Consider the following 21,042-nt stretch of genomic DNA (forward strand, 5'->3'; position numbering starts at 1 on the left):
GCGTTGTCAGCGCGACAATCCATCTTAATTCATAAATTAATAGTTAATTAAAATATTATCTAATGGCTGCGCGCAAACTGCACCACTACTTTTCTTACTGGATTACGCGATAGCACGGCGTGTACGGCTTGCCCGCCAGCTTCATGCGGTGCTGCGCTACGAACGAGGCCAGCAGCGCATCCATCGGGCCCATGATCTCCTTGTCGCCATGGATTTCAAAGTGGCCGTACTTCTCGATGGCGCGGATGCCCTCTTCCTTGACGTTGCCCGCCACCACGCCCGAGAAGGCGCGGCGCAGGTGCGCGGCCAGCAGGTGCACCGGCTGGTTCTTGTGCAGGCTGAGGTTGCGCATGTTCTCGTGCGTTGGCGGGAACGGGCGCTGGAACTCGGTGTCGATCTTCAGACCCCAGTTGTAGTAATAGGCATCGCTGCGCGACTTGCGGAATTCGCGCACCGCCTTGATCCCGGCCTGCATCTCGCGCGCCACCAGTTCCGGGTCGTCGATGATGATCTTGTAGCGGCTTTGCGCTTCCGGGCCCAGCGTGTCGTGGATGAACTGGTTGATCTGCACGAAGTATTCGCGCGCCGTTTCAGGGCCGGTGAACACCAGCGGGAACGGGATGTCGGCGTTATCCGGGTGCAGCAGGATGCCGAGGATGTACAGGATTTCCTCGGCCGTGCCGGCGCCGCCCGGGAACACCACGATGCCGTGGCCGGTGCGCACAAACGCTTCCAGGCGCTTTTCAATGTCCGGCATGATCACCAGCTCATTGACGATCGGATTCGGCGACTCGGCCGCGATGATGCCCGGCTCAGTGATGCCGAGGTAACGGCCGCGGTGCAAACGCTGCTTGGCGTGGCCGATGGTGGCGCCTTTCATTGGGCCTTTCATCGCGCCGGGGCCGCAGCCGGTGCAGATATCGAGGTCGCGCAGGCCCATTTCGTAGCCCACCTTCTTCGAGTAGTTGTACTCCTCGCGGTTGATCGAGTGGCCGCCCCAGCACACCACCAGGTTCGGATTGAGCATCGGTTTCAGCACGCCGGCGTTGCGCAGAATGTGGAACACGGCGTCGGTAATGCCTTCGGTCTTGCCGAGGTCGAACTTCGGATTGTCGGTCACCTCGTTGCTGACGAAAACGATATCGCGCAGCACCGCAAACAGGTGCTCGTGGATGCCCTTGATCATCTTGCCGTCCACGAAAGCGATGGCCGGCGCGCCCTTGATATCAAGCTTGATGCCGCGCTCGCGCTGCACGATGCTGATGTCAAACGATTGATACCTTTCCAGCAACTCCTTTCCATCGTCGATAGTGCTGCCGCAATTGAGCACCGCCAGTGCACATTTGCGGAAGACGTTATAAAGGCCGCCCTGGCTAGTATCGAGCAGCTTGTTCACTTCCGCCTTCGAAAGGATTTCCAACTGGCCTTCGGGCGAAATCAGGGTATCGACAACGTCATGTTCCATGATGCTTAAGTCCTATTCAGTTACGTCAGTTTCCATTGGTCCTGCGCCACCAATATACGTCAAGTGGAAGATTTGTGCGCTGGAATTATTAACACAAATGACACAACTTTGCAGGGAGACTATCAAAAAGTGCGTCGGAAGCGATTTGTAGATTAAAATGGCGCCCAATTTGGCTGCCCCACAAGGGAAGCCAGTGCCGATTGACCATAATTACAGGAGAAGCCGCATGAGCGGTGCGACTACCCAACCTACGGAATCCGCGATTCCCGAGTTCAAGCAGATCATGGGCCACCCGGCCCCGCTGTGGATGTTGTTCATGACCGAATTCTGGGAGCGCTTCGCGTTCTACGGCATTCGCTGGGCGCTGGTGCTCTACATCGTAGCCCAGTTCTTCGGCGGCGACGCCTCCGGCCAGCAGACCGCCAGCGCCCTCTACGGCTCCTACCTGGCGCTGGTGTACGCGGCGGCCCTGTTCGGCGGCTACGTGGCTGACCGCGTGCTTGGCTACCAGCGCTCGATCCTGGTCGGCGCCGTGTTCATGGCCATCGGCCTGTTTGCGATTGCCATCCCGGACGACACCATCTTCAAGCTTGGCCTGGCCACCATCATTGTCGGTAACGGCCTGTTCAAACCGAATATCTCGACCATGGTCGGCAAGCTGTACTCGGTGGCCGACCCGCGCCGCGATTCCGGCTTCACCATCTTCTACATGGGCATTAACACCGGCGCGCTGATCGCCCCGGTCCTGACCCAGATCCTGGCCGAGCAAGTGTTTGGCGTTGGCGGCATGCCTTCGTACAAAGTGGTGTTCATGGCGGCCGGCGTCGGCATGCTGATCAGCCTGGTATGGTTCTACATCGGCCGCGCCCAGCTCAAGGGCATCGGCGCACCGGCTGCCGAGGCGACCAGCATGGCACGCGTAGCCTACGTGGTGGTCGGCTGCCTGGCCGTGATCCCGGTAGCGTACGCGCTGCTGGCGGTCGGCGCCAACACCCTGCAACTGGTGCTGACCGCGCTGTTCCTGGTGCTGGCCGCCATGCTGCTGGTAGAGGGCTTCCGCAACGGCGCCGTGGCGCGCGACAAAGTCATCGCCATGATGGTGATCTTTGCCTTCAACATCGTGTTCTGGATGTTCTTTGAACAAGCCGGTAGCTCGTTCACTTTCTTGGCTGACAACATTGTACGCCGCGACTTCGGCGGCTGGACTTTCCCGACCGCGTGGTTCCAGACCGTGAACTCGCTGGCCATCATCGGCTGCGCGCCTATCGTGGCGGCGGCATGGGTATTCCTGGCTAAACGCAACGCCAACCCGTCGATCCCGCGCAAGTTCGGCCTGGGCATCCTGTTCAACGCGGCGGCGTTCGGCCTGCTGTGGTTCTCGCTGTCGTCGCTGGTTGGCGCTGATAGCAAGATTCCGTTCTGGACTTTGTTCATGGTCTACGTGATCCAGTCGGTGGGCGAGCTGTGCTTGTCGCCGATCGGCTTGTCGATGGTGACCAAGCTAGCGCCGACCCGTCTGGTGGGCCTGGGCATGGGCGGCTGGTTCCTGTCGACCGGCATCGGTAATAACCTGTCGGGCATCTTCGCTTCGCACGCGAGTGGTGAAAGCGGCATGTCGGTAGTAACTGCATTGTCGGCCTACACCCAGGGCTTCTGGATTCTGACGATTGGCGGCGTGATTCTGTTCCTGATCGCACCATTCATTCAAAAGTTAATGCACGGTGTGAAATAAACCAAAACGGCGCCTAAGGGCGCCGTTTTTATTTTGATGCTCTGATCATCTAGCCTAGCAATCGTCGCTCCAATCCTCAGCATAAATCCGTACGTCGAACCCGAGTTTTTCGAGCTGCTGACGAAGTGGTTGCACATGATGTGCACCGCATATGAACATGATAGGCCAGCAATCCATTTCAACAATGCGTTCTATCCAGTACATTTCGCGCATTCTGTGAGCGCTTTGCACCAGAGTATGAATTTCTTCTTCATTAGGTTCTTGCTCATTTCTCCAATATCGCAGTCGAATATCTGCTTCACCCTCAATACCAAGGTCTGCTCGCTGCTGTAAATTGGGATCAACATATTTATGTTGGATTTTTAAATTTCAGCGAGCTGTCGCGCCTTCGAATCAATACCACCATTCTGCTCTATAGCTTTTGGATTCATCTCTTGGGCAATCTTACCTCTTGGGTGAGTTGCTAACCATGCCAAAAGTCAGCTCCAGCATGCTAATTTTTAGCATGGACTGCTCCGTTGCGGCGCAAAGTACGATAAAGCCATCGTCGTCAAATCATTCACGGCATATAAACCTATCTTATTACTATACTGCTGTCGGCGAAGATATCCTCAATATCTAAACCAATAGTTCCAGCCGGCGAACAGGAATTCAGGAAACGAGCTTCATCCGTATGCAATTAAAAAAAATTACGTCTTATAATTAAAATTAACATGTGCAAATTCATTATATTTTACAAAAAAATAAATTGAGTTAAATATACGAACAGAAAAATTCAAGACGGCGAACAAGGAAAATTACTGATTCGCACTATGGAAATAAAATTTAATAAGCTAGCAAAATCGACTTTAGAAGATTTATTTGATCTATGGAATAGACGCTATGGCTCGTTTAGGGCGTTGCGGCGATCGGTTGAATCCGCATTGCTATACGGATTTACCCTCAAAATCATCCTGATTTAAAGGCTACCCATTTGGATTGCTTCTGAAGCCCCAAGACGTTGGCCGCTTGAATGGCGCTATGCTCAGTGAAAGCAAATGGGAGCGCCTTGGTATATTTCAGCTTCGCGAGGTGGTCGCAATTTGCGACCACCTTTTATCGGGCTAGCGGGTGGGCATTGAGCCAGGTTTGGAGGTGGTCGGCGGTGCTGGCGGGGAGGTGCAGGCCTAGCTTGGTGCGGCGCCAGAGGATGTCTTGGGCGGTGCGCGCCCATTCGTAGCGGCGCAGGTATTCGACTTCGGTGGCGTACAGGCCGGCGGCGATTTCTTCACCCATTGACGCTACGTCGGTACGGTCGGCCAGCAAGGTGTGGATGCGGGTGCCGTAGGTGCGGCAGTAGCGCGACACCAGCGCCGATGGCAAACCGCTGTAGCGGGCGATCTGGGCCCGCATCCAGCCGTCAAACTCCAATACCGAGCGATTCTGCGGCTCGGCGCCGTACAGGTCGCCGCCCGGCAGGCAGGCGTTGTGCGTCCAGCCGCCGTGCCGGTTGTCCAGCGCCTTGGCGATCTGGTCGACCGCCTCCTCCGCCAGCTTGCGGAACGTGGTGATTTTGCCGCCGAATACGCTCAGAATCGGCGGGCCGTCGTCATCCACCTCCAGCCGGTAATCGCGGGTGACCGCCTTGGCGTCCGCGCCGTCCTCCACCAGTGGCCGCACGCCGGAATACGTCCACACCACGTCCGCCGGCGCTATCGGCTGGGCAAAATACTGGCTGGCCAGCCCGCACAGGTAGCTAATCTCATCCTCGCTGATGGCAACTTGATTGGCATCGCCCTGATAATCGAGGTCGGTGGTGCCGATCAGCGTAAAGTCGCGCTCATACGGAATGGCAAACACAATGCGCCCATCCCGGTGCTGGAAGATGTAAGCGTTGTCATGCTCGAAAATGCGCTTGACCACGATATGGCTGCCCTTAATGAGCCGCAGATGCCCGCCGCCCTCCTTCGGCAGCGCCGCATGCAGCAAATCGGCCGTCCACGGCCCCGCTGCATTCACCACGTAGCGCGCGTTGACGCGAATCTGGCCGCAACTCGGCTTAAACAGCGTGGCCTCCCAATCGGCCGTCTTGCGTTCCAGCTTGGTGCACACGGCCTGCGTCAGGATGGTCGCGCCCTTCTCGCAAGCGTCGATGGCGTTCAGCACCACCAGCCGCGCATCGTCGACCCAGCCATCGGAATAAATAAAGCCGCGCTCAAACTCCGGCTTCAAAGGTTTGCCTGCCACGTGCGAGCGCAGATTGATGCCCGACGACGCCGGCAGCAGCTCGCGCCGCGCCAGCATGTCATATAAAAACAGCCCGGCGCGGATCATCAGCGCCGGCCGCTGCCCCTGCGCATGCGGCATCACAAAGCGCAATGGCCACATAATGTGCGGCGCCGCGCGCAACAGCACTTCGCGTTCGATCAGCGCCTTGCGCACCAGGTTAAACTCGTAATATTCGAGATAGCGCAGCCCGCCGTGGATCAGCTTGGTCGAGGCCGACGAGGTATGCGCGGCCAGGTCATCCTTCTCGCACAGCACCACCGACAGCCCGCGTCCCGCCGCATCACGGGCTATCCCGGCGCCGTTGATGCCGCCGCCGATGATCAGGACATCGCAATCGAGTATGTGCTGCGGTTCCGCCATATGATCCCTCTGGAGCTGTATACCTGTACGTTACGACAAGTGACGCCAAGTAACAATAGCCTTGATCTATAATCGCGGATACTTCTGCAACTGTGAGATGACGTTTTGACAACCACCAGTTCCTCCCTGCCCGCCTGGCTGAACCGCCGCAACGTGATCCGTGGCGCCATCGCTGCCGGCCTGGCCGGCCTGATCGCCGGCGGTCTGCTGCTGGCCTACCTGCTGCTGTACGTGGCGCCCAACCTGCCGTCGCTGGAAGCGGTGACCGACTACCGTCCGAAAATCCCGTTGCGCATCTACACCGCCGACAACGCCCTGATCGGCGAGTTCGGCGAAGAGCACCGCGACTTCGTGCCGGTCAAGGACATCCCCGACCTGATGAAGAAATCCGTGCTGGCCATCGAGGACAAGCGCTTCTACGAGCACGGCGGCATCGACTGGGTGCGCGCGCTGGGCGCGGCCAAGGCCAACCTCGGCGGCGCCATGCGCCAGGGCGGCTCGACCATCACCATGCAGGTGGCGCGCAACTTCTTCCTCACCCGCGAGAAATTCTACGGCCGCAAACTCAATGAAGTGATGCTGGCCTTTAAAATTGAAGCGGCGCTGAGCAAGGATCAAATCCTTGAGCTGTACATGAACCAGATCTACCTCGGCCAGCGCTCGTTCGGTTTCGGCGCAGCGGCCCAGACTTACTTCGGCAAATCGCTGAAGGATCTGTCGATTGCCGAGATGGCAATGCTGGCCGGCCTGCCGCAGAACCCGGCGCGCCACAACCCGGCCGTCAATCCCAAGCGCGCCAAGCAACGCCAGCAACTGGTGCTGCGCGCCATGCGCGACGCCGACTTCATCACCGAGGATCAGTACATAAAGGCGGCCAAGGAAACCCTGCACATCAGCCGCAAGGGCCAGGACTTCGACGTCCACGCCGAGTACGTGGCCGAGCTGGCGCGCCAGGTGGTGTATGCGCAGTTCAAGGAAGACTCGTACACCAAGGGCATCAGCGTCTACACCACCATTCTGAAGGCCGACCAGAAAGCCGCCTATGAATCGATGCGCCGCAATGTGCTGAACTACGACCAGCGCCACGGCTACCGCGGCCCGGAAGCCGTCATCACGCTGCCGTCCGGCGAAGAAGAGCGCGACGACGCCATCGAAGACGCGCTGCAAAAACGCCCAAGCAGCGACGGCCTGATTCCGGCCGTGGTGCTGGAAGCCGGCCCGAAAGCGGTCAAAGTGCAAAATCCGGCCGGCGAAGAAATCACCATCAGCGGCGACGGTTTGAAACTGGTCGCCAACGCCCTCAGCGACAAAGCCAAGGACAGCGTGCGCCTGCGCCCCGGCGCGGTGATCCGCATCATGCAGAACGATAAAGGCGGCTGGCTCATCACCCAGGTGCCGCAAGTGTCGGCCGCGTTTGTGTCGCTGGACGCCGTCACCGGCGGCTACCACGCCATGGTCGGCGGCTTCGACTACAACCTGCAAAAGTTCAACCACGTGACGCAGGCATGGCGCCAGCCCGGCTCCTCGATCAAGCCGTTCGTGTACTCGGCGGCGCTGGAGCGCGGCTTCTCGCCGGCCACCATCATCAACGACGTGCCGCTCAACCTGACCGGCGCCGAAACCGGCAACGAAGCATGGTCGCCGCGTAATGACGACGGCAAGTATGACGGCCCGATCTCGATGCGCACCGCGCTGTCGGAATCGAAGAACGTGGTGTCGGTGCGGATTCTGCGCGCGATTACCGTGCCGTATGCGCACGGCTACCTCGGCAAGTTCGGCTTCGATCTGGCCAAGCATCCGAAAAACCTGACACTGGCGCTGGGCACGGGCTCGGTGACGCCGGCGCAGCTGGCCGGCGCTTACTCGGTATTCGCCAACGGCGGCTACTCGGTCGAGCCTTACCTGATCGCCAAAATCGTCGATGGCGAAGGCAAAGTGATCCAGGAAGCCAAGCCGCGCACCACCTTGCCGGACGAAGCGCGCGTGCTCGATCCGCGCAACGTCTTCGTGATGGACACCATGATGCGCGAAGTCACGCGCAGCGGCACCGCCGGTGCAGCAGCCCGCCTTGGCCGCCCTGACCTCGCCGGCAAAACCGGCACCTCCAGCGATGCAGTCGACGGCTGGTTCGCCGGTTACGGCGGCGGCATTGTGGCGGTATCGTGGATGGGTTATGACGACTCCAAATCGCTGGGCGGCAAGGAGTTCGGCGCCACTGTGGCGCTGCCGATCTGGATCGATTACATGCGCGTGGCAATGCAAAGCCGTCCGCCGCAAGAACGTCCAACGCCGACCGGCCTGACGCAGGTAAACGGCGAGTGGCTGTACGACGAGTTCACCGGCGACGCCGCGCGCCACTCGCTGGATATGGATGAGGAACCGTCGGGCGCCGAGAACGTGGAGCCGGGCACAGCGGCTACGCCTGCGGCGCCAGCCCCTGCGGCCCCGGCCGCGCCGAACGCTGAAAACATCAAGCCGGTGCCAACCGGCCCGGGGCGCTAAGCCGTCTTTACGCCGACAGATAGCCGCGCATCATGCGCACGGCGCTGTCGGCAAAGCGGTCGGGATCGATGTCGGCGGCGCGGTACTTCCAGCGCTTGACGTACCAGTCCTGGAACATGGCGAGAATATGCGCCGCGATCAAGTCCGGGCTGGCGTGCGGCCGTCCGGGGATCTGCGCAATCACATCGGCAAACAGCGCCTGCACATGCAGCTCCGATTCCTTGGCCGTGCTGCGCTGCTCCGCCTGCAGCACGCGCGAATCCATGAACACGAAATAAAACCACGGCTGCAAAATCTCGGACACGTAAATCGAGGCGCGGATCAGCGCTTCGGCGCGGTCGAGCGGATCGCCGAGATCCATGTAGCGCTTGGGCAGCTCGTGCGTCACATGCCGCACCACGTCCTCGATCATCTCCGCCAGCTGATCCTTGCTGCTGATGTAGCCATACAGCCCGCCCATCGACAGCCCGGTCTCGCGGCACAGGTCGCGCAAATTCATCGTGCGGAAGCCGACCTCATTGGCCAGCTTGAACGTGGCATTGAAAATTTTCTCGAGATTTTCCAGCGCCGGCTTGCGGCGCTTGACCGTAATTCGGTCGGCATAGCGGTCGAGCAGATAGGCCCAGATATTGACGCCATCGAGCGGCGTCACCGCTTGAAACTGTTGGAAGTCGAATTGCGCCGGCAAGGTGGTCCCTGTAGTGGTTTTTTGCGACGATTATAGCGCAGGTGCCTGCGCGCGCTCACCACGTCCACAGATTGGCTCCTGGGGCCGTGCGTGCGGTCTGCAAGGCCTGACCGGCGGTGCTACATTTTAAGCACAACATCATAACCGGAGACCACCATGCGACACCGCTTCTGGAACACCCTGACGTGCTGCCTTGCCCTGCTCATCGCCCTGCCCGCGCCGTCGTGGGCCGCCGGCTACACGCAAACCAAGTATCCCATCGTGCTGGTGCACGGCCTGTTCGGCTTTGACAGCGTGGGGCCGGTCGATTACTTCTACGGCATCGCCTCGGCCTTGCGCAGCGGCGGCGCCGATGTCTACGTGACCTCGGTCTCGGCCGCCAATAGCACCGAAGTGCGCGGCGAACAGTTGCTGTTGCAGGTGAAGCAGATCCTTGCCGCTACCGGCGCGAGCAAAGTCAATCTGGTCGGCCATAGCCACGGCGGCCCAACCTCGCGCTACGTCGCTTCGGTGCGGCCGGATCTGGTGGCGTCGGTGACTAGCGTGGGCGGCGTCAACAAGGGCTCGCGCGTGGCCGACGTGCTGATCGGCGCGGTGCCCGACGTGACCTACAGCGTGGCCAATGCAGTGTCGGGCTTGATCAGTTTCTTGTCCGGCAGCCCTACTTTGCCGCAGAACGCGCGCGCAGCGGCCACCTCGCTGAGCACGGCAGGCACCGCCGCCTTCAACAGCCGTCATCCGCAAGGCGTGCCGGCCTCCGCTTGCGGCGAAGGCGACTACCAAGTACGCGGCGTCTACTACTTTTCTTGGAGCGGCGCACAGCCTTACACCAATGTGCTGGACGCCAGCGATCCGGTGCTGGCGCTGACAGCGCTGGCCTTCAACGGCGCCAAGAACGACGGCTTGGTGAGCAGCTGCTCCAGCCACTTGGGCAAAGTCATCCGCGACGATTACGCGCTCAATCACCTGGACGAGGTGAACCAGCTGATCGGCATCACCAATCTGTTTGAGACCAATCCGGTAACCATCTACCGGCAACAGGCCAACCGCCTGCAAGGACTGGGGCTCTGATGCGGGCCGCGCTGCGTGTCGCCATGCTGGCGGCCCTGGCTGGCGGCGGCGCCTACCTGCTGTTGATGCAGCAGGACGCGCCGGCCGCCCAAGCCGCGCCCGCGCAGCGCGCCTCACCCGACTACTTCCCATTCGTGCGCTCGATGGCAGGCACGCAGCCGGACGGCGCCGCGCGCGCCGACGCCGCCGGCAAGCTGGAAGTCAACGCCGAATTGGCTTACCTGTTCGATTACTACCTTGCCGGCTTGGGCGAGCGGCCGCTGGACGACATCCGCAGCGAAATCATCCGCGCGCTGCAACGCCGCCTGCCCGCCGCCGCCTCAGTCGAAGCCCAGCGCTTGCTTGACGCCTACCTCGCCTACAAGCGCGCCCTGGTAGACGTGGAGCGCGCTCTGCCGCAGCAAGCCGATCCTGCCTCACGCGCGCGCCAGCGATTAGCGGCAATGCAGCAACTGCGCAGCGCCTACTTCAGTCCAGCAGAAATCACCGGCCTGTTCAGCGCCAGTGATATCTACGATCTGGACGCCATCGCCCGCCTGGAAATCAGCAGCGACACCAGCTTGACCGACGCCGAGCGCAAGCAAAATCTAGCCGCCCTCGACGCTCGCCTGTCGCCGGCCGCCCGCGCCGAAAAAGACGCGCCAACGCGCGTGCTGCGCCTGGAAGAAACCGTCGCCAGCGCCCGCGCACGCGGCGCCGACGACAACGAAATCTACCGCCTCCGGTCGGCCGCCATCTCCCCGTCCGCCGCCGCCCGCTTCGCCGACCTCGACCGCGAAGAAGCCGACTGGCAACGCCGCATCAGCGCCTACCAGTCCCAGCGCCGCCAACTCCAGCAAGCCGCCGCCAACGAAACCGCCCTGCAACAACTACGCGACGCCGGCTTCTCCCCCGAAGAACAAAAACGCCTCCCCGCCTACGAATAATCAATGCACGTAGCGCGCAATGAAATACACGCCGCCAATAACCAGCGAAGCAAAGCCGTACAACTTCAACGTATGGGAAAGTATCGCCTTGTGCAAGTCGACCTGCGTCTTGGCCAAGGCAGCATTAAAGTCTTCCCGCTGCTTTGCCAGTGCAGCATGAAGATCTTCGCGCTGCTTTGCCAGCGCTGTATGAAAATCTTCGCGCTGTTTTGCCAGGGCTGTTAGAAAATCCTCCCGCTGCTGCGCCATTGCACTTTGCATCTGCAGCTTGTGCTCGTACAGCAAGGTTAAGATGCGCTCGTGGCCAGCGTGCATTTCTGTACGCAGCAGTTGAATATCCTCCTTGGTTGCACAATTCGCGCGTATCACGGCCACGTCAACCTCCTGTGCCGCCAAGCGTGTTTCGATGGCGGCGAAACGTACATCATAGGCAGGTCGCCCGGCGTTTTCAACTCCTTCGTTTCCATTGGTGTCGGGCATGATCGCTCTCCTTGAAAGCGCTATCGATGAGTCACCAAACTAGCATTCACTGGCATCCCGAGTTTGATGCAGATCAAACGAAAAAGGCAGCCCGGAGGCTGCCTTGGCTAGAGTGGTGCGGGCTTAGAATTCTTCCCAGTCGTCCGAGGATGCGGTGGCCATTTGTTTGCCCGGTGCCTTGGCTGCTGCCGGCTTCAGGGCCGGGCGCGGTGCGGCGGTGACCGCGCGTGGCGCGGCTGCCTTCGGTGCGGTGGCGGTTTTGCGTACCGCCATCGGCTGTGGGCGTGGCGCGGACGCTTGATCCATGCGGAACACGCTCACCACTTCCGCCAGCCCTGCCGCCTGCTCTTGCAGCGACGCCGCCGCTGCTGCCGCCTGTTCCACCAGCGCCGCATTCTGCTGCGTCACCGTATCCATCTGCCCCACCGCCATATTGATCTGGTCAATGCCGGTGCTTTGCTCCTGCGTGGCCATGCTGATCTCGCCCATGATGTCGGTCACGCGCTGCACGCTGGTGACGATCTCGCCCATGGTCGCGCCGGCCTCTTCCACCAGTTTGCTGCCGGCGCCGACTTTCTCCACCGAGTCGCCGATCAGCTCCTTGATTTCCTTGGCCGCTGCCGCCGAGCGCTGCGCCAGCGTGCGCACCTCGCCCGCCACCACCGCAAAGCCGCGGCCCTGCTCACCGGCGCGCGCCGCCTCGACCGCCGCGTTCAGCGCCAGGATATTGGTCTGGAACGCAATCCCGTCAATCACCGAAATAATGTCCACGATCTTGGCCGACGAGGCATTGATCGAGTCCATGGTCTCTACCACGCGCGCCACCACGTCGCCGCCGCGCTGCGCCACGCCGGAAGCGGACGCCGCCAGCGTGTTGGCCTGGCGCGCGTTATCGGCATTCTGCTTGACCGTGCTGGTCAACTCTTCCATCGACGACGCCGTCTCTTCCAGCGAGCTTGCCTGCTCCTCGGTGCGCTGCGACAAATCCAGATTGCCGCTGGCGATTTCCGACGACGCCGTGGCAATCGTGTCGGTGCCGCTGCGCACCTGGCCGACAATGCGGATCAGGCTATCGTTCATATCCTTCAGCGCGCCCAGCAGCTGGCCGGTTTCCTCCTTGGTCGCCACCTCGATGCGGCTGGTCAAATCACCCGACGCCACCGTCTGCGCCACCCGCACCGCCTCGTTGATCGGCGTGGTAATCGCGCCGGTGATGTAGGCCGCGCAGCCGATCGCGATCAAGGCCGCGATCAGCGCCGCCGTCACCATCGCCCACTCGGCGCTGGTGACAGCCTCCTGCCCTTCCTTCACGCTATCCTCGGAAATGCCCTCGTTCAAACGCTCGATTTTCATCAGCGAAGTCTCGGCCTTCTGGAACAGCGGGCGCGAGGCGTTGTACTGGGAGTGGAAGGCGTTGAACAACTCCTTCTGTTTCTGCTCGTCCGTGTTGGACGCCAGCGCGGCGATGGTGGCGCCGATCTTCTCGTCGGCCGCCTTCCACTCGGCCCACTCGACGGTGAACTGCTTCCACAGCAAGGACTCTTCCGCCGTTTGCGGCAGCGGCTCGTAGCGTTTCCACCCGCGCTCGATATTGGCCCACGCCTTCTTGCGCATTTCCAGCGCCTCGGTGAGCTTGGCCTGGCCGTGGGTGTCGCTGGCGTAGGTGCCGGCAAACAGGTTGGCAGCCGCCACCGCCGTCTGGCCCTCGCTCATCACCAGCAAGCCCTGGATCGACGGCAAGCGCACCACGCCGATTTCATTGACCGCGCCCCCCACCTTGGCAATGCCACGGTAACCAGCCGCTCCGACCACCAGCAAGGCCACCATCATGATGGCAACCAGCGTCGCCAGCTTCCACTTAATCAGCAGATTCTTGAACATCCCGCACTCCCGTTAGTGGACCGTTTGTTAGATTTGGTGAATATTGATTATTCCCAACTAATATGCGGCCCGCGCAACGGCGGCGTCAATCAGATTCTTGAAGTTGTGGCGCGGACGCACAATGTCAGCCGACGGCCACGCGGTTGCGGCCGGCGCGCTTGGCTTCGTACATGGCGGCGTCGCCGGCCGAGATCAGGCGGATCAGGTCGTAATCATGCTGATCCGAGCACACCACGCCCATGCTGGCCGTATAGCGCACCGACAGTTTATCGAACTCCACCATCTCGTATTCAATGCGGGCGCGCAGGCGCTCGGCCACTTTCAGCGCCGACGGCAGGTCGACGCCGTCCAGCACCAGCACAAATTCCTCGCCGCCAAAGCGCGCCAGCAAATCGTGCGGACGCAGCTCCAGCCGCACCAGCCGGGCCAGATGGCGCAGCACCTCGTCGCCGACCGGATGGCCATAGGTATCGTTAATGACTTTGAAGTAATCAACATCGATCATGATCACCGCGAGACTGCGGCCGCCGCGCTGGGCGCGCAAGCCGGTGCGCTTGCCCTGCATCTCCAGCCCGGCGCGGTTGAGCGCGCCGGTCAGCGCATCGAGCGTGGACAAACGGCGCAGCCGCTCGGCGTAGCGCCACATCACCATCAAAATCAAACCGAAGGCGATGCAAATCTGCGCCAGCGGCACCACCAGCGCGCTGAGCCCGATCACCAGCGAGTTGGCGGTACCGGCCGGGTCGTCGTTGGCAAGCAAATGCGCGCCGCGCAAAAACAAGGCCAAGCCGAGCAGCACGAAGCCGGCGAAGGCAATGCCGGAGATGCGCCAGCTGCCGCGCCGCGCAATCGCCACCGCGCACATCCAGTTGAGCAGGGCGAAATAGAAACCGCTAAAGCACAGCCGCGCGCGCAGGCTCGGCGCCACCAAAGTGTAGTAAGCGGAGATCGCCAGCACAATGCCGGTGATGATGGCGATCGTCGTCCACGACAGCGTCGACTGGCAATACACGCGCAAGCCACGCAACACCAGCGCGATGCCGAACCCAATCACGCCGTAGCCGACCACGCTGTGCATCAGCAGCGGCAGGCTGTCGACATTGCACATCACCATGCCAGCCGACACCGCCACGTTGCCGGCCGCCCACCAGCGCTGTTCGGGCGGGCTGTCGGTGTAGCAGGCGGAAGCAACCAGCAACGCCGTGGTCAACAGCGTCACGCAAATTTGAACCAGCAAAAGAGTGTCGATATTGAGCACGCCAGCATCCATCGGGAGGAACCGCCAATGTAGCGCAGTGCCTGCCCAGTGGCAATCACTAAATTGCAGAAAAGAAATCAAACGAACCGCCGCGTGCGCTCAGTATCATGTACAGTGACGTTTATCACAGACTACCCACTGTCCCATGCCTTATCCGATAGAGCACAAGCTGGTGATTGGCATCGCCTCCAGCGCCCTGTTTGACCTGACCGCATCGCACCAGGTGTATTTGGAAGGCGGCGCCGAAGCCTACCGCAAGTACCAGGAGCAGCAGATCGGCACCGTGCTCGACAAGGGTGTCGCCTTCCCCTTCATCCGCCGCTTCCTGAGCATCAACAAGCTGCACCCGGACACCGCGCCGGTCGAGGTGGTGCTGTTCTCGCGCAACTCGCCGGAGACCGGGCTGCGGGTGATGAACTCGATCGCGCACTACGGGCTGGACATCTCGCGCGCCTGCTTCCTGACCGGCGGCGCCCCCTACACATACTTGCCCGCATTCAACACCTCTTTATTCTTGAGCGCCAACGAGGAAGACGTGCGGCGCGCGCTGGACGCGCAATACCCAGCAGGGCTGGTACTGCCCTCGCGCACCGAGGACGACGAAGCCGACGGCGAACTGCGCATCGCCTTCGACTTTGACGGCGTGATTGCCGACGACGAATCGGAAACCGTCTTCAAGCGCAACAACGACGTCGACGAATTCCACGCCCACGAGATTGAAAAAGTCGCCATCCCGCACCAGCCGGGGCCACTGGCCGACCTGTTCCGCAAGCTATCGCTGATGCAGCAGATGGAAGAGGACGCCCAACGGGCCGATCCTGCCTACAAGAAAATCCTGCGCATCGCCATCATCACGGCGCGCAGCGCGCCGGCGCACGAGCGCGTGGTCACCACCCTGAAAAGCTGGGGCGTATCGGCCAACGAAACCTTCTTCCTGGGCGGCATGGAAAAAGCCCGCGTGCTCGGTATCTTCAAGCCGCATATGTTCTTTGACGACCAATTGAGCCACCTGAAGTCGCCGGCCGGGAATATCCCCATGGTGCACATCCCATTCGGCGTGGCTAACCGCGTATAATGTGGCGCTTAGATAACCGTTGAATGTCTGTTGTGTCGTCAGCCTTAACTAAATCCATTCCCAAACCCGGCAACCGCTTTGCCCTGCCCGCGCTGCATGGCTCGGCGGACGCTTACGCCCTCGCGCAAATTGCGCTCGATCTCAAGTCCCGTGGCCAGATGCTGGCCATCGTGGTCGCCAACGCCAGCGACGCCCAGCGCCTGCTCGATGAAATCCCGTGGTTCGGCGGCGATCAATTGCGCTGCCACCTGCTGCCGGATTGGGAAACCCTGCCCTACGACGCCTTCTCGCCGCACCAGGATCTGGTGTCCGAGCGGCTGGCCACGCTGCACGAAATCTCCAGCGGCCAGTGCGACGTGATGCTGGTGCCGGCCACCACCGCGCTGGTGCGCATGGCGCCGCCGTCGTTCCTGGCTGCTTACACCTTCTTCTTCCAGCAAGGCGAATCGCTGGACGAGGCGCAGCTCAAGTCGCAGCTCACGCTGGCCGGCTACACCCACGTCACGCAAGTGATGTCGCCCGGCGAATACTCGGTGCGCGGCGGCTTGATCGACCTGTTCCCGATGGGTTCCGCGCTGCCGTATCGCCTCGACCTGTTTGGCGACACCATCGAAACCATCCGCACCTTCGACGCCGACACCCAGCGTTCGCTGTACCCGGTCAAGCAGGTGCGCTTGCTGCCGGGCCGCGAGTTCCCGATGGACGAAGCATCGCGCACCGCCTTCCGCAGCCGCTGGCGCGAGCATTTTGAAGGCGATCCATCGCGCGCGGTCATTTACAAGGACATCGGCGCGGGCATCGCCTCCGCCGGTATCGAGTACTACCTGCCGCTGTTCTTCGACCAAACCGCCACGCTGTTCGACTACCTGCCGCAAGGCGCGGTGGTGGCCACCGTCGGCGATATCGAGGCGTCCATCAAGCGCTTCTGGACTGATACCTCGTCGCGCTACCGTTTCATCAAGGCCGACCGCGAGCGCCCCATCATGGCGCCGGAAGACTTGTTCCTCAACGAAGAGCAGTTCTTCGTGCTGGCCAAGCCCTACCCGCAACTGGCGATCCGTAAAAACGCCGATGCCGGCGCATCCGAGCTGTCCGCGCCGGTCCCCAACATCGCCGTCAACCGCCACCTCGACGACCCGCTGACCAATTTGCGCGCCTACCTGCTGCAATCGGGCAGCCGCGTGATGATCTGCGCCGAATCGAACGGCCGCCGCGAAACGCTGCAACAGTACTTCAACGAATACGACCTGGCGCTGACGCCAGTGGAAGGCTACGACGGCTTTGCCGCCTCCGACGCCAAGCTGGCCTTGGGCGTAGCGCCGCTGCACGCGGGCTTTGAATTATCGGCCGGTGGTTCCAGCCTGATTTTCATCACCGAGACCGAGTTGTACGCAGGCTCCGGCCGCCGCGTCGGCAAGAAGAAACAGGAAGCCGTCACCCAGGTCGAATCGATGGTGCGCGACCTGTCGGAACTGAAGATCGGCGACCCGGTGGTGCACGTCAATCACGGCATCGGCCGCTACATGGGCCTGACCAGCATGGACCTAGGCGAAGGCGAGGCAGAATTCCTGCACCTCGAATATGCCAAGGAGACCAAGCTATACGTGCCGGTCTCCCAGCTGCACGTGATCTCACGCTACTCCGGCGCTTCGCCGGACGACGCACCACTGCACACGCTGGGTTCCGGCCAGTGGGAGAAAGCCAAGCGCAAAGCTGCCGAACAAGTGCGCGACACTGCCGCCGAACTGCTCAACCTCTACGCCCGCCGCGCGCTGCGCCAAGGCCACGCGTTTGAATATTCGGCGCACGACTACGAGCGCTTTGCCGACAGCTTCGGCTTTGACGAAACGCCGGATCAGCAAGAAGCCATCAACAACGTGGTACGCGATATGACCTCGGGCAAGCCGATGGATCGCCTCGTGTGCGGCGACGTCGGCTTCGGCAAAACCGAGGTGGCGCTGCGCGCTGCCTTCATCGCCGTCATGGGCGGCAAGCAGGTTGCAATTCTGGCGCCAACCACGCTGCTGGCCGAACAGCACGCGCAAACCTTTGCCGACCGCTTTGCCGATTGGCCGGTGCGCATCGCCGAGATGTCGCGCTTCCGTACCGGTAAAGAAATCGCGCAGGCGATTAAGGGCATGGCCGACGGCACGCTGGACATCATCATCGGTACTCACAAGCTGCTGTCGGATGACGTGAAGTTCACCCGCCTCGGCCTCGTCATCATCGACGAGGAGCACCGTTTCGGTGTGCGCCAGAAAGAAGCCCTGAAATCGCTGCGCGCCGAAGTCGACGTGCTGACGCTGACCGCCACGCCGATCCCGCGCACGCTGGGCATGGCGCTGGAAGGCCTGCGCGATTTCTCGGTGATCGCCACCGCGCCGCAAAAGCGCCTGGCGATCAAGACCTTCGTGCGCAGCGAACAGGAATCCGTGATCCGCGAAGCTTGCCTGCGTGAGCTCAAGCGCGGCGGCCAGGTCTACTTCCTGCACAACGAAGTCGAGACCATCCAGAACCGCCTTGCCATGCTGACCGAGCTGCTGCCGGAAGCGCGCATTGGCGTGGCCCACGGCCAGATGCACGAGCGCGACCTGGAAAAAGTGATGCGCGACTTCGTCGCCCAGCGCTTCAACATCCTGCTGTGCACCACGATTATCGAAACCGGTATCGACGTGCCGACCGCGAACACCATCATCATGCATCGCGCCGACAAATTCGGCCTGGCGCAACTGCACCAGCTGCGTGGCCGCGTCGGCCGTTCGCACCACCAGGCTTACGCCTACCTGCTGGTGCACGACGTGCAGTCGCTGACCAAGCAGGCGCAGCGCCGCCTGGACGCGATCCAGCAGATGGAAGAACTGGGCAGCGGCTTCTATCTCGCCATGCACGACCTGGAAATCCGCGGCGCCGGCGAAGTATTGGGCGACAACCAGTCCGGCGAAATGACCGAAATCGGCTTCCAGCTTTATTCGGACATGCTGAACGAAGCGGTACGTTCGCTGAAAGCGGGCAAAGAGCCGGATCTCGCCGCACCGCTGGCCACCACCACGGAAATCAACCTGCACGTGCCAGCCTTGCTGCCCGCAGACTTCTGCGGCGACGTGCACGAAAGGCTGTCGATCTACAAACGCATGGCAAATTGCGCTTCGCAGGATAAAATCGATGATATGCAGGAGGAGCTGATCGACCGCTTCGGCAAATTGCCGGACCCGGTGAAGGCGCTGATCGAAACCCACCGCCTGCGCATCGCCGCGAAAACGGTGGGTATCATCAAGATCGACGCGCACACCGAGGCCGCCAACTTGCAATTCATGCCCAAGCCGCCGATCGACCCGATGCGCATCATTGAACTGATACAGAAGAACCGCCAGATCAAGCTGAATGGCCAGGATAAACTGAAGATCACCGCCGCCATGCCCGACCTGTCCGCGCGCGTAGCGCAGATCAAGGCCGCGATTAAACAACTTACTTAAAAAGATCTACGCCACATGACTATCGCAAAAACCGCCATGAACCTCGTGCTGCAAGGTACAGGCGATTGCAAAGCGCGCCTTGAGCGCATTAGCGCCCTGACCGCGTCCGCCAACCTGACCTGGCTGGGCGAGAGCGCCGTGCGCTGCGAAGGCATCGCCTTCTCGCCGGCGCTGCGCCAGACTATCGAAGTGGCGGCGCAAGCGGCGCAGCTGGACGCCACCTATTCCATCGGCCTGCACAAGATGAGCGACTACAAGCTGGTGGCCATGGACATGGATTCGACCCTGATCACCATCGAGTGCATCGACGAAATCGCCGATATGCAGGGCTTGAAAAAACAAGTCTCGGAAATCACCGAGGCAGCCATGCGCGGCGAGCTGGATTTTTCCGAGAGCCTGAAACGCCGCGTGGCGCTGCTGGAAGGTCTGGACGCATCGGCACTGGAGCGCGTGTACGAAGAACGCCTGCAACTGTCGCCGGGCGCGGAAGTCATGCTGAAAGCCGTGCAAGCGGCCGGCCTGAAAACCCTGCTGGTGTCGGGCGGCTTCACCTTCTTCACCGAGCGCTTGAAAACGCGACTGGGCCTCGACTACACCCACGCCAATCAGCTGGAAATCGTTGACGGCAAATTGACCGGCAAAGTCGTCGGCGGCATCGTCGACGCGGAAGAAAAGAAACGCACGGTGGAGAGCGTGTGCGCAGAGCTGAACATCGATCCATCGCAAGCGATTGTGATGGGCGACGGCGCCAACGATCTGAAAATGATGGGCATCTCCGGCATGTCGGTCGCCTTCCGCGCCAAGCCGGTGGTGCGCGAACAAGCCAACGTCGCGCTCAACTTCGTCGGCCTTGATGGCATCCTGCCGCTGCTGACCTAATGCATCTCCCGCTTGGCCGCTTTGATCGCATACATATGCGCGTCACCGGCGGCCAATAGCTCGTCGATTCCGTCTCCGCTGAGCGGATCAAACTCCACCACCCCGCAGGAAAACTGCAAGCGATAGCCGCGCTGAGCCTTGTTGTTGTACTCATCGAGCTGGCGGCCGAACTTTTCCAGCACCGCGAGCGCGTCGGCCTTGTTAGCACCGGTCAGCAGCACGACAAATTCATCCCCGCCCAGGCGCGCGAACAAATCGGTGGCGCGGAAACTCGCGCACATCACGTCAGCAAACGCCGCCAGTGCAAGGTCGCCTTCCGCGTGGCCGAAGGTGTCGTTAATCGGTTTGAAGCGATCCAAATCGATGAAGGCCAGCGCCGCCGGCTGCTGATGGCGCACGCAGAAATTCAGGCCGTATTGCGCAAGATGCATAAAGCCGCGCCGGTTGGAGATCTTGGTCAGTTCATCAGTATTAGCGGTCTGGAAGGCAGCCAGTTCGTCCTCCACCATCGCGGCAAGGTCGCGCAGCGCAGTGGCATCGTCCTGATCGAACTCGCGCGGCTCGCTATCGATGATGCATAGCGTGCCAACCTTGACACCGCCGGCAGCACGCAAAGGGCAGCCGGCGTAAAAGCGGATATTCGGATGGCCCGCCACCAGCGGGTTATCGGCAAAACGCTCATCATTGAGCGCATTCTTGATCAGGAAAATGTCATCGCCAAGGATGGCGTGGCCGCAGAACGAGATATTGCGCGGGGTCTCGCACAAGCTGAGCCCCTGCGCCGATTTAAACCACTGGCGGTTTTCATCGACCATGCTCACCACTGCCGTCGGCACACGGAACATGCGCTTGGCCATGCGTGTCACGCGGTCGAAGCGCTCCTCCGGGGGCGTGTCGAGGACTTTGAGCGACTGTAGCGTTGCTAACCGAAGCGCCTCATTTTCGGGGATGCCGGGCTCTTTCAAGATATGCCTCCCTAGCTGT

General features: G+C 61.3%; 14 protein-coding genes. 7 read left to right on the top strand and 7 right to left on the bottom strand.

All coding sequences use genetic code 11. The features are described from left to right. Window positions 1–94: 94 nt before the first annotated feature. Window positions 95–1,465: a nucleotide 5'-monophosphate nucleosidase PpnN gene (gene ppnN, locus GTP45_RS12115; RefSeq protein WP_161014099.1), complete on the bottom strand. Its 1,371-nt coding sequence runs from the start codon at window positions 1,463–1,465 to the stop codon at window positions 95–97. Window positions 1,466–1,691: 226 nt separating this feature from the next. Between ppnN and GTP45_RS12120 the strand changes: the two genes are divergently transcribed. Further along, window positions 1,692–3,197, top strand: a complete 1,506-nt coding sequence (locus GTP45_RS12120) for a peptide MFS transporter (RefSeq protein ID WP_161014100.1) — start codon at window positions 1,692–1,694, stop codon at window positions 3,195–3,197. Window positions 3,198–4,292: 1,095 nt separating this feature from the next. Here the strand turns inward: GTP45_RS12120 and glpD are convergent. Beyond that, window positions 4,293–5,825, bottom strand: coding sequence for a glycerol-3-phosphate dehydrogenase (gene glpD / locus GTP45_RS12125; protein ID WP_161014101.1), 1,533 nt, complete (start codon window positions 5,823–5,825; stop codon window positions 4,293–4,295). Between the two features lie 105 nt (window positions 5,826–5,930). Here glpD and GTP45_RS12130 point away from each other — a divergent pair, with 105 nt between their 5' ends. Further along, window positions 5,931–8,327 carry a penicillin-binding protein 1A gene (locus tag GTP45_RS12130; RefSeq protein WP_161014102.1) on the top strand — a complete coding sequence of 799 codons (2,397 nt, stop codon included), beginning with the start codon at window positions 5,931–5,933 and terminating at the stop codon, window positions 8,325–8,327. A 7-nt stretch (window positions 8,328–8,334) separates the two neighbouring features. Here the strand turns inward: GTP45_RS12130 and GTP45_RS12135 are convergent, their stop codons facing one another. Further along, complete coding sequence (locus GTP45_RS12135) at window positions 8,335–9,015, bottom strand: TetR/AcrR family transcriptional regulator (protein WP_166454592.1); 681 nt, start codon at window positions 9,013–9,015, stop codon at window positions 8,335–8,337. 156 nt (window positions 9,016–9,171) lie between these two features. Between GTP45_RS12135 and GTP45_RS12140 the strand changes: the two genes are divergently transcribed. Beyond that, complete coding sequence (locus tag GTP45_RS12140; RefSeq protein WP_161014103.1) at window positions 9,172–10,086, top strand: lipase family alpha/beta hydrolase; 915 nt, start codon at window positions 9,172–9,174, stop codon at window positions 10,084–10,086. After that, the gene (locus tag GTP45_RS12145; protein ID WP_161014104.1) at window positions 10,086–11,012 is read left to right on the top strand and encodes a lipase secretion chaperone; all 927 of its coding nucleotides are present in this window, start codon (window positions 10,086–10,088) and stop codon (window positions 11,010–11,012) included. Before GTP45_RS12140 ends, GTP45_RS12145 begins: the two co-directional genes overlap by 1 nt. On the opposite strand, the gene GTP45_RS12150 is transcribed toward GTP45_RS12145, so the two are convergent. The 3 genes from GTP45_RS12150 to GTP45_RS12160 all read right to left on the bottom strand — a co-directional run bounded on the left by GTP45_RS12150 (window position 11,013) and on the right by GTP45_RS12160 (window position 14,631). Further along, window positions 11,013–11,492, bottom strand: a complete 480-nt coding sequence (locus GTP45_RS12150; protein WP_161014105.1) for a hypothetical protein — start codon at window positions 11,490–11,492, stop codon at window positions 11,013–11,015. It abuts the gene before it with no gap. Window positions 11,493–11,615: 123 nt separating this feature from the next. Then, window positions 11,616–13,373 carry a methyl-accepting chemotaxis protein gene (locus tag GTP45_RS12155; protein WP_161014106.1) on the bottom strand — a complete coding sequence of 586 codons (1,758 nt, stop codon included), beginning with the start codon at window positions 13,371–13,373 and terminating at the stop codon, window positions 11,616–11,618. A gap of 124 nt (window positions 13,374–13,497) precedes the next feature. Beyond that, window positions 13,498–14,631, bottom strand: coding sequence for a GGDEF domain-containing protein (locus GTP45_RS12160; RefSeq protein ID WP_371874439.1), 1,134 nt, complete (start codon window positions 14,629–14,631; stop codon window positions 13,498–13,500). 145 nt (window positions 14,632–14,776) lie between these two features. Here GTP45_RS12160 and GTP45_RS12165 point away from each other — a divergent pair, with 145 nt between their 5' ends. The 3 genes from GTP45_RS12165 to serB are packed head-to-tail and all read left to right on the top strand — an operon-like array spanning window position 14,777 to window position 20,058. Next, window positions 14,777–15,706, top strand: a complete 930-nt coding sequence (locus tag GTP45_RS12165; RefSeq protein ID WP_161014107.1) for a 5'-nucleotidase — start codon at window positions 14,777–14,779, stop codon at window positions 15,704–15,706. A gap of 23 nt (window positions 15,707–15,729) precedes the next feature. After that, a complete protein-coding gene (mfd, locus tag GTP45_RS12170; protein WP_166454593.1) occupies window positions 15,730–19,179 on the top strand; it encodes a transcription-repair coupling factor in 3,450 nt (1,149 codons plus the stop codon). A 36-nt stretch (window positions 19,180–19,215) separates the two neighbouring features. Beyond that, window positions 19,216–20,058 (top strand): phosphoserine phosphatase SerB, encoded by an 843-nt coding sequence (gene serB, locus GTP45_RS12175; protein ID WP_161014216.1) that lies wholly within the window; start codon window positions 19,216–19,218, stop codon window positions 20,056–20,058. Here the strand turns inward: serB and GTP45_RS12180 are convergent. Further along, complete coding sequence (locus GTP45_RS12180) at window positions 20,055–21,023, bottom strand: sensor domain-containing diguanylate cyclase (protein WP_161014108.1); 969 nt, start codon at window positions 21,021–21,023, stop codon at window positions 20,055–20,057. The genes serB and GTP45_RS12180 overlap by 4 nt on opposite strands. Between the last annotated feature and the right edge of the window lie 19 nt (window positions 21,024–21,042).

Origin of the sequence: Duganella rivi (assembly GCF_009857435.1) — a bacterium.
Classification (GTDB): domain Bacteria; phylum Pseudomonadota; class Gammaproteobacteria; order Burkholderiales; family Burkholderiaceae_D; genus Rugamonas; species Rugamonas rivi.

Excerpts from the sequence above, each read along its gene's own strand:
- mfd (WP_166454593.1), top strand. The coding sequence starts at position 15,730 with ATGTCTGTTGTGTCGTCAGCCTTAACTAAATCCATTCCCAAACCCGGC.
- GTP45_RS12120 (WP_161014100.1), top strand. The coding sequence starts at position 1,692 with ATGAGCGGTGCGACTACCCAACCTACGGAATCCGCGATTCCCGAGTTC.
- GTP45_RS12140 (WP_161014103.1), top strand. The coding sequence starts at position 9,172 with ATGCGACACCGCTTCTGGAACACCCTGACGTGCTGCCTTGCCCTGCTC.
- GTP45_RS12165 (WP_161014107.1), top strand. The coding sequence starts at position 14,777 with ATGCCTTATCCGATAGAGCACAAGCTGGTGATTGGCATCGCCTCCAGC.
- GTP45_RS12145 (WP_161014104.1), top strand. The coding sequence starts at position 10,086 with ATGCGGGCCGCGCTGCGTGTCGCCATGCTGGCGGCCCTGGCTGGCGGC.
- ppnN (WP_161014099.1), bottom strand. The coding sequence starts at position 1,465 with ATGGAACATGACGTTGTCGATACCCTGATTTCGCCCGAAGGCCAGTTG.
- GTP45_RS12150 (WP_161014105.1), bottom strand. The coding sequence starts at position 11,492 with ATGCCCGACACCAATGGAAACGAAGGAGTTGAAAACGCCGGGCGACCT.
- GTP45_RS12155 (WP_161014106.1), bottom strand. The coding sequence starts at position 13,373 with ATGTTCAAGAATCTGCTGATTAAGTGGAAGCTGGCGACGCTGGTTGCC.
- glpD (WP_161014101.1), bottom strand. The coding sequence starts at position 5,825 with ATGGCGGAACCGCAGCACATACTCGATTGCGATGTCCTGATCATCGGC.
- serB (WP_161014216.1), top strand. The coding sequence starts at position 19,216 with ATGAACCTCGTGCTGCAAGGTACAGGCGATTGCAAAGCGCGCCTTGAG.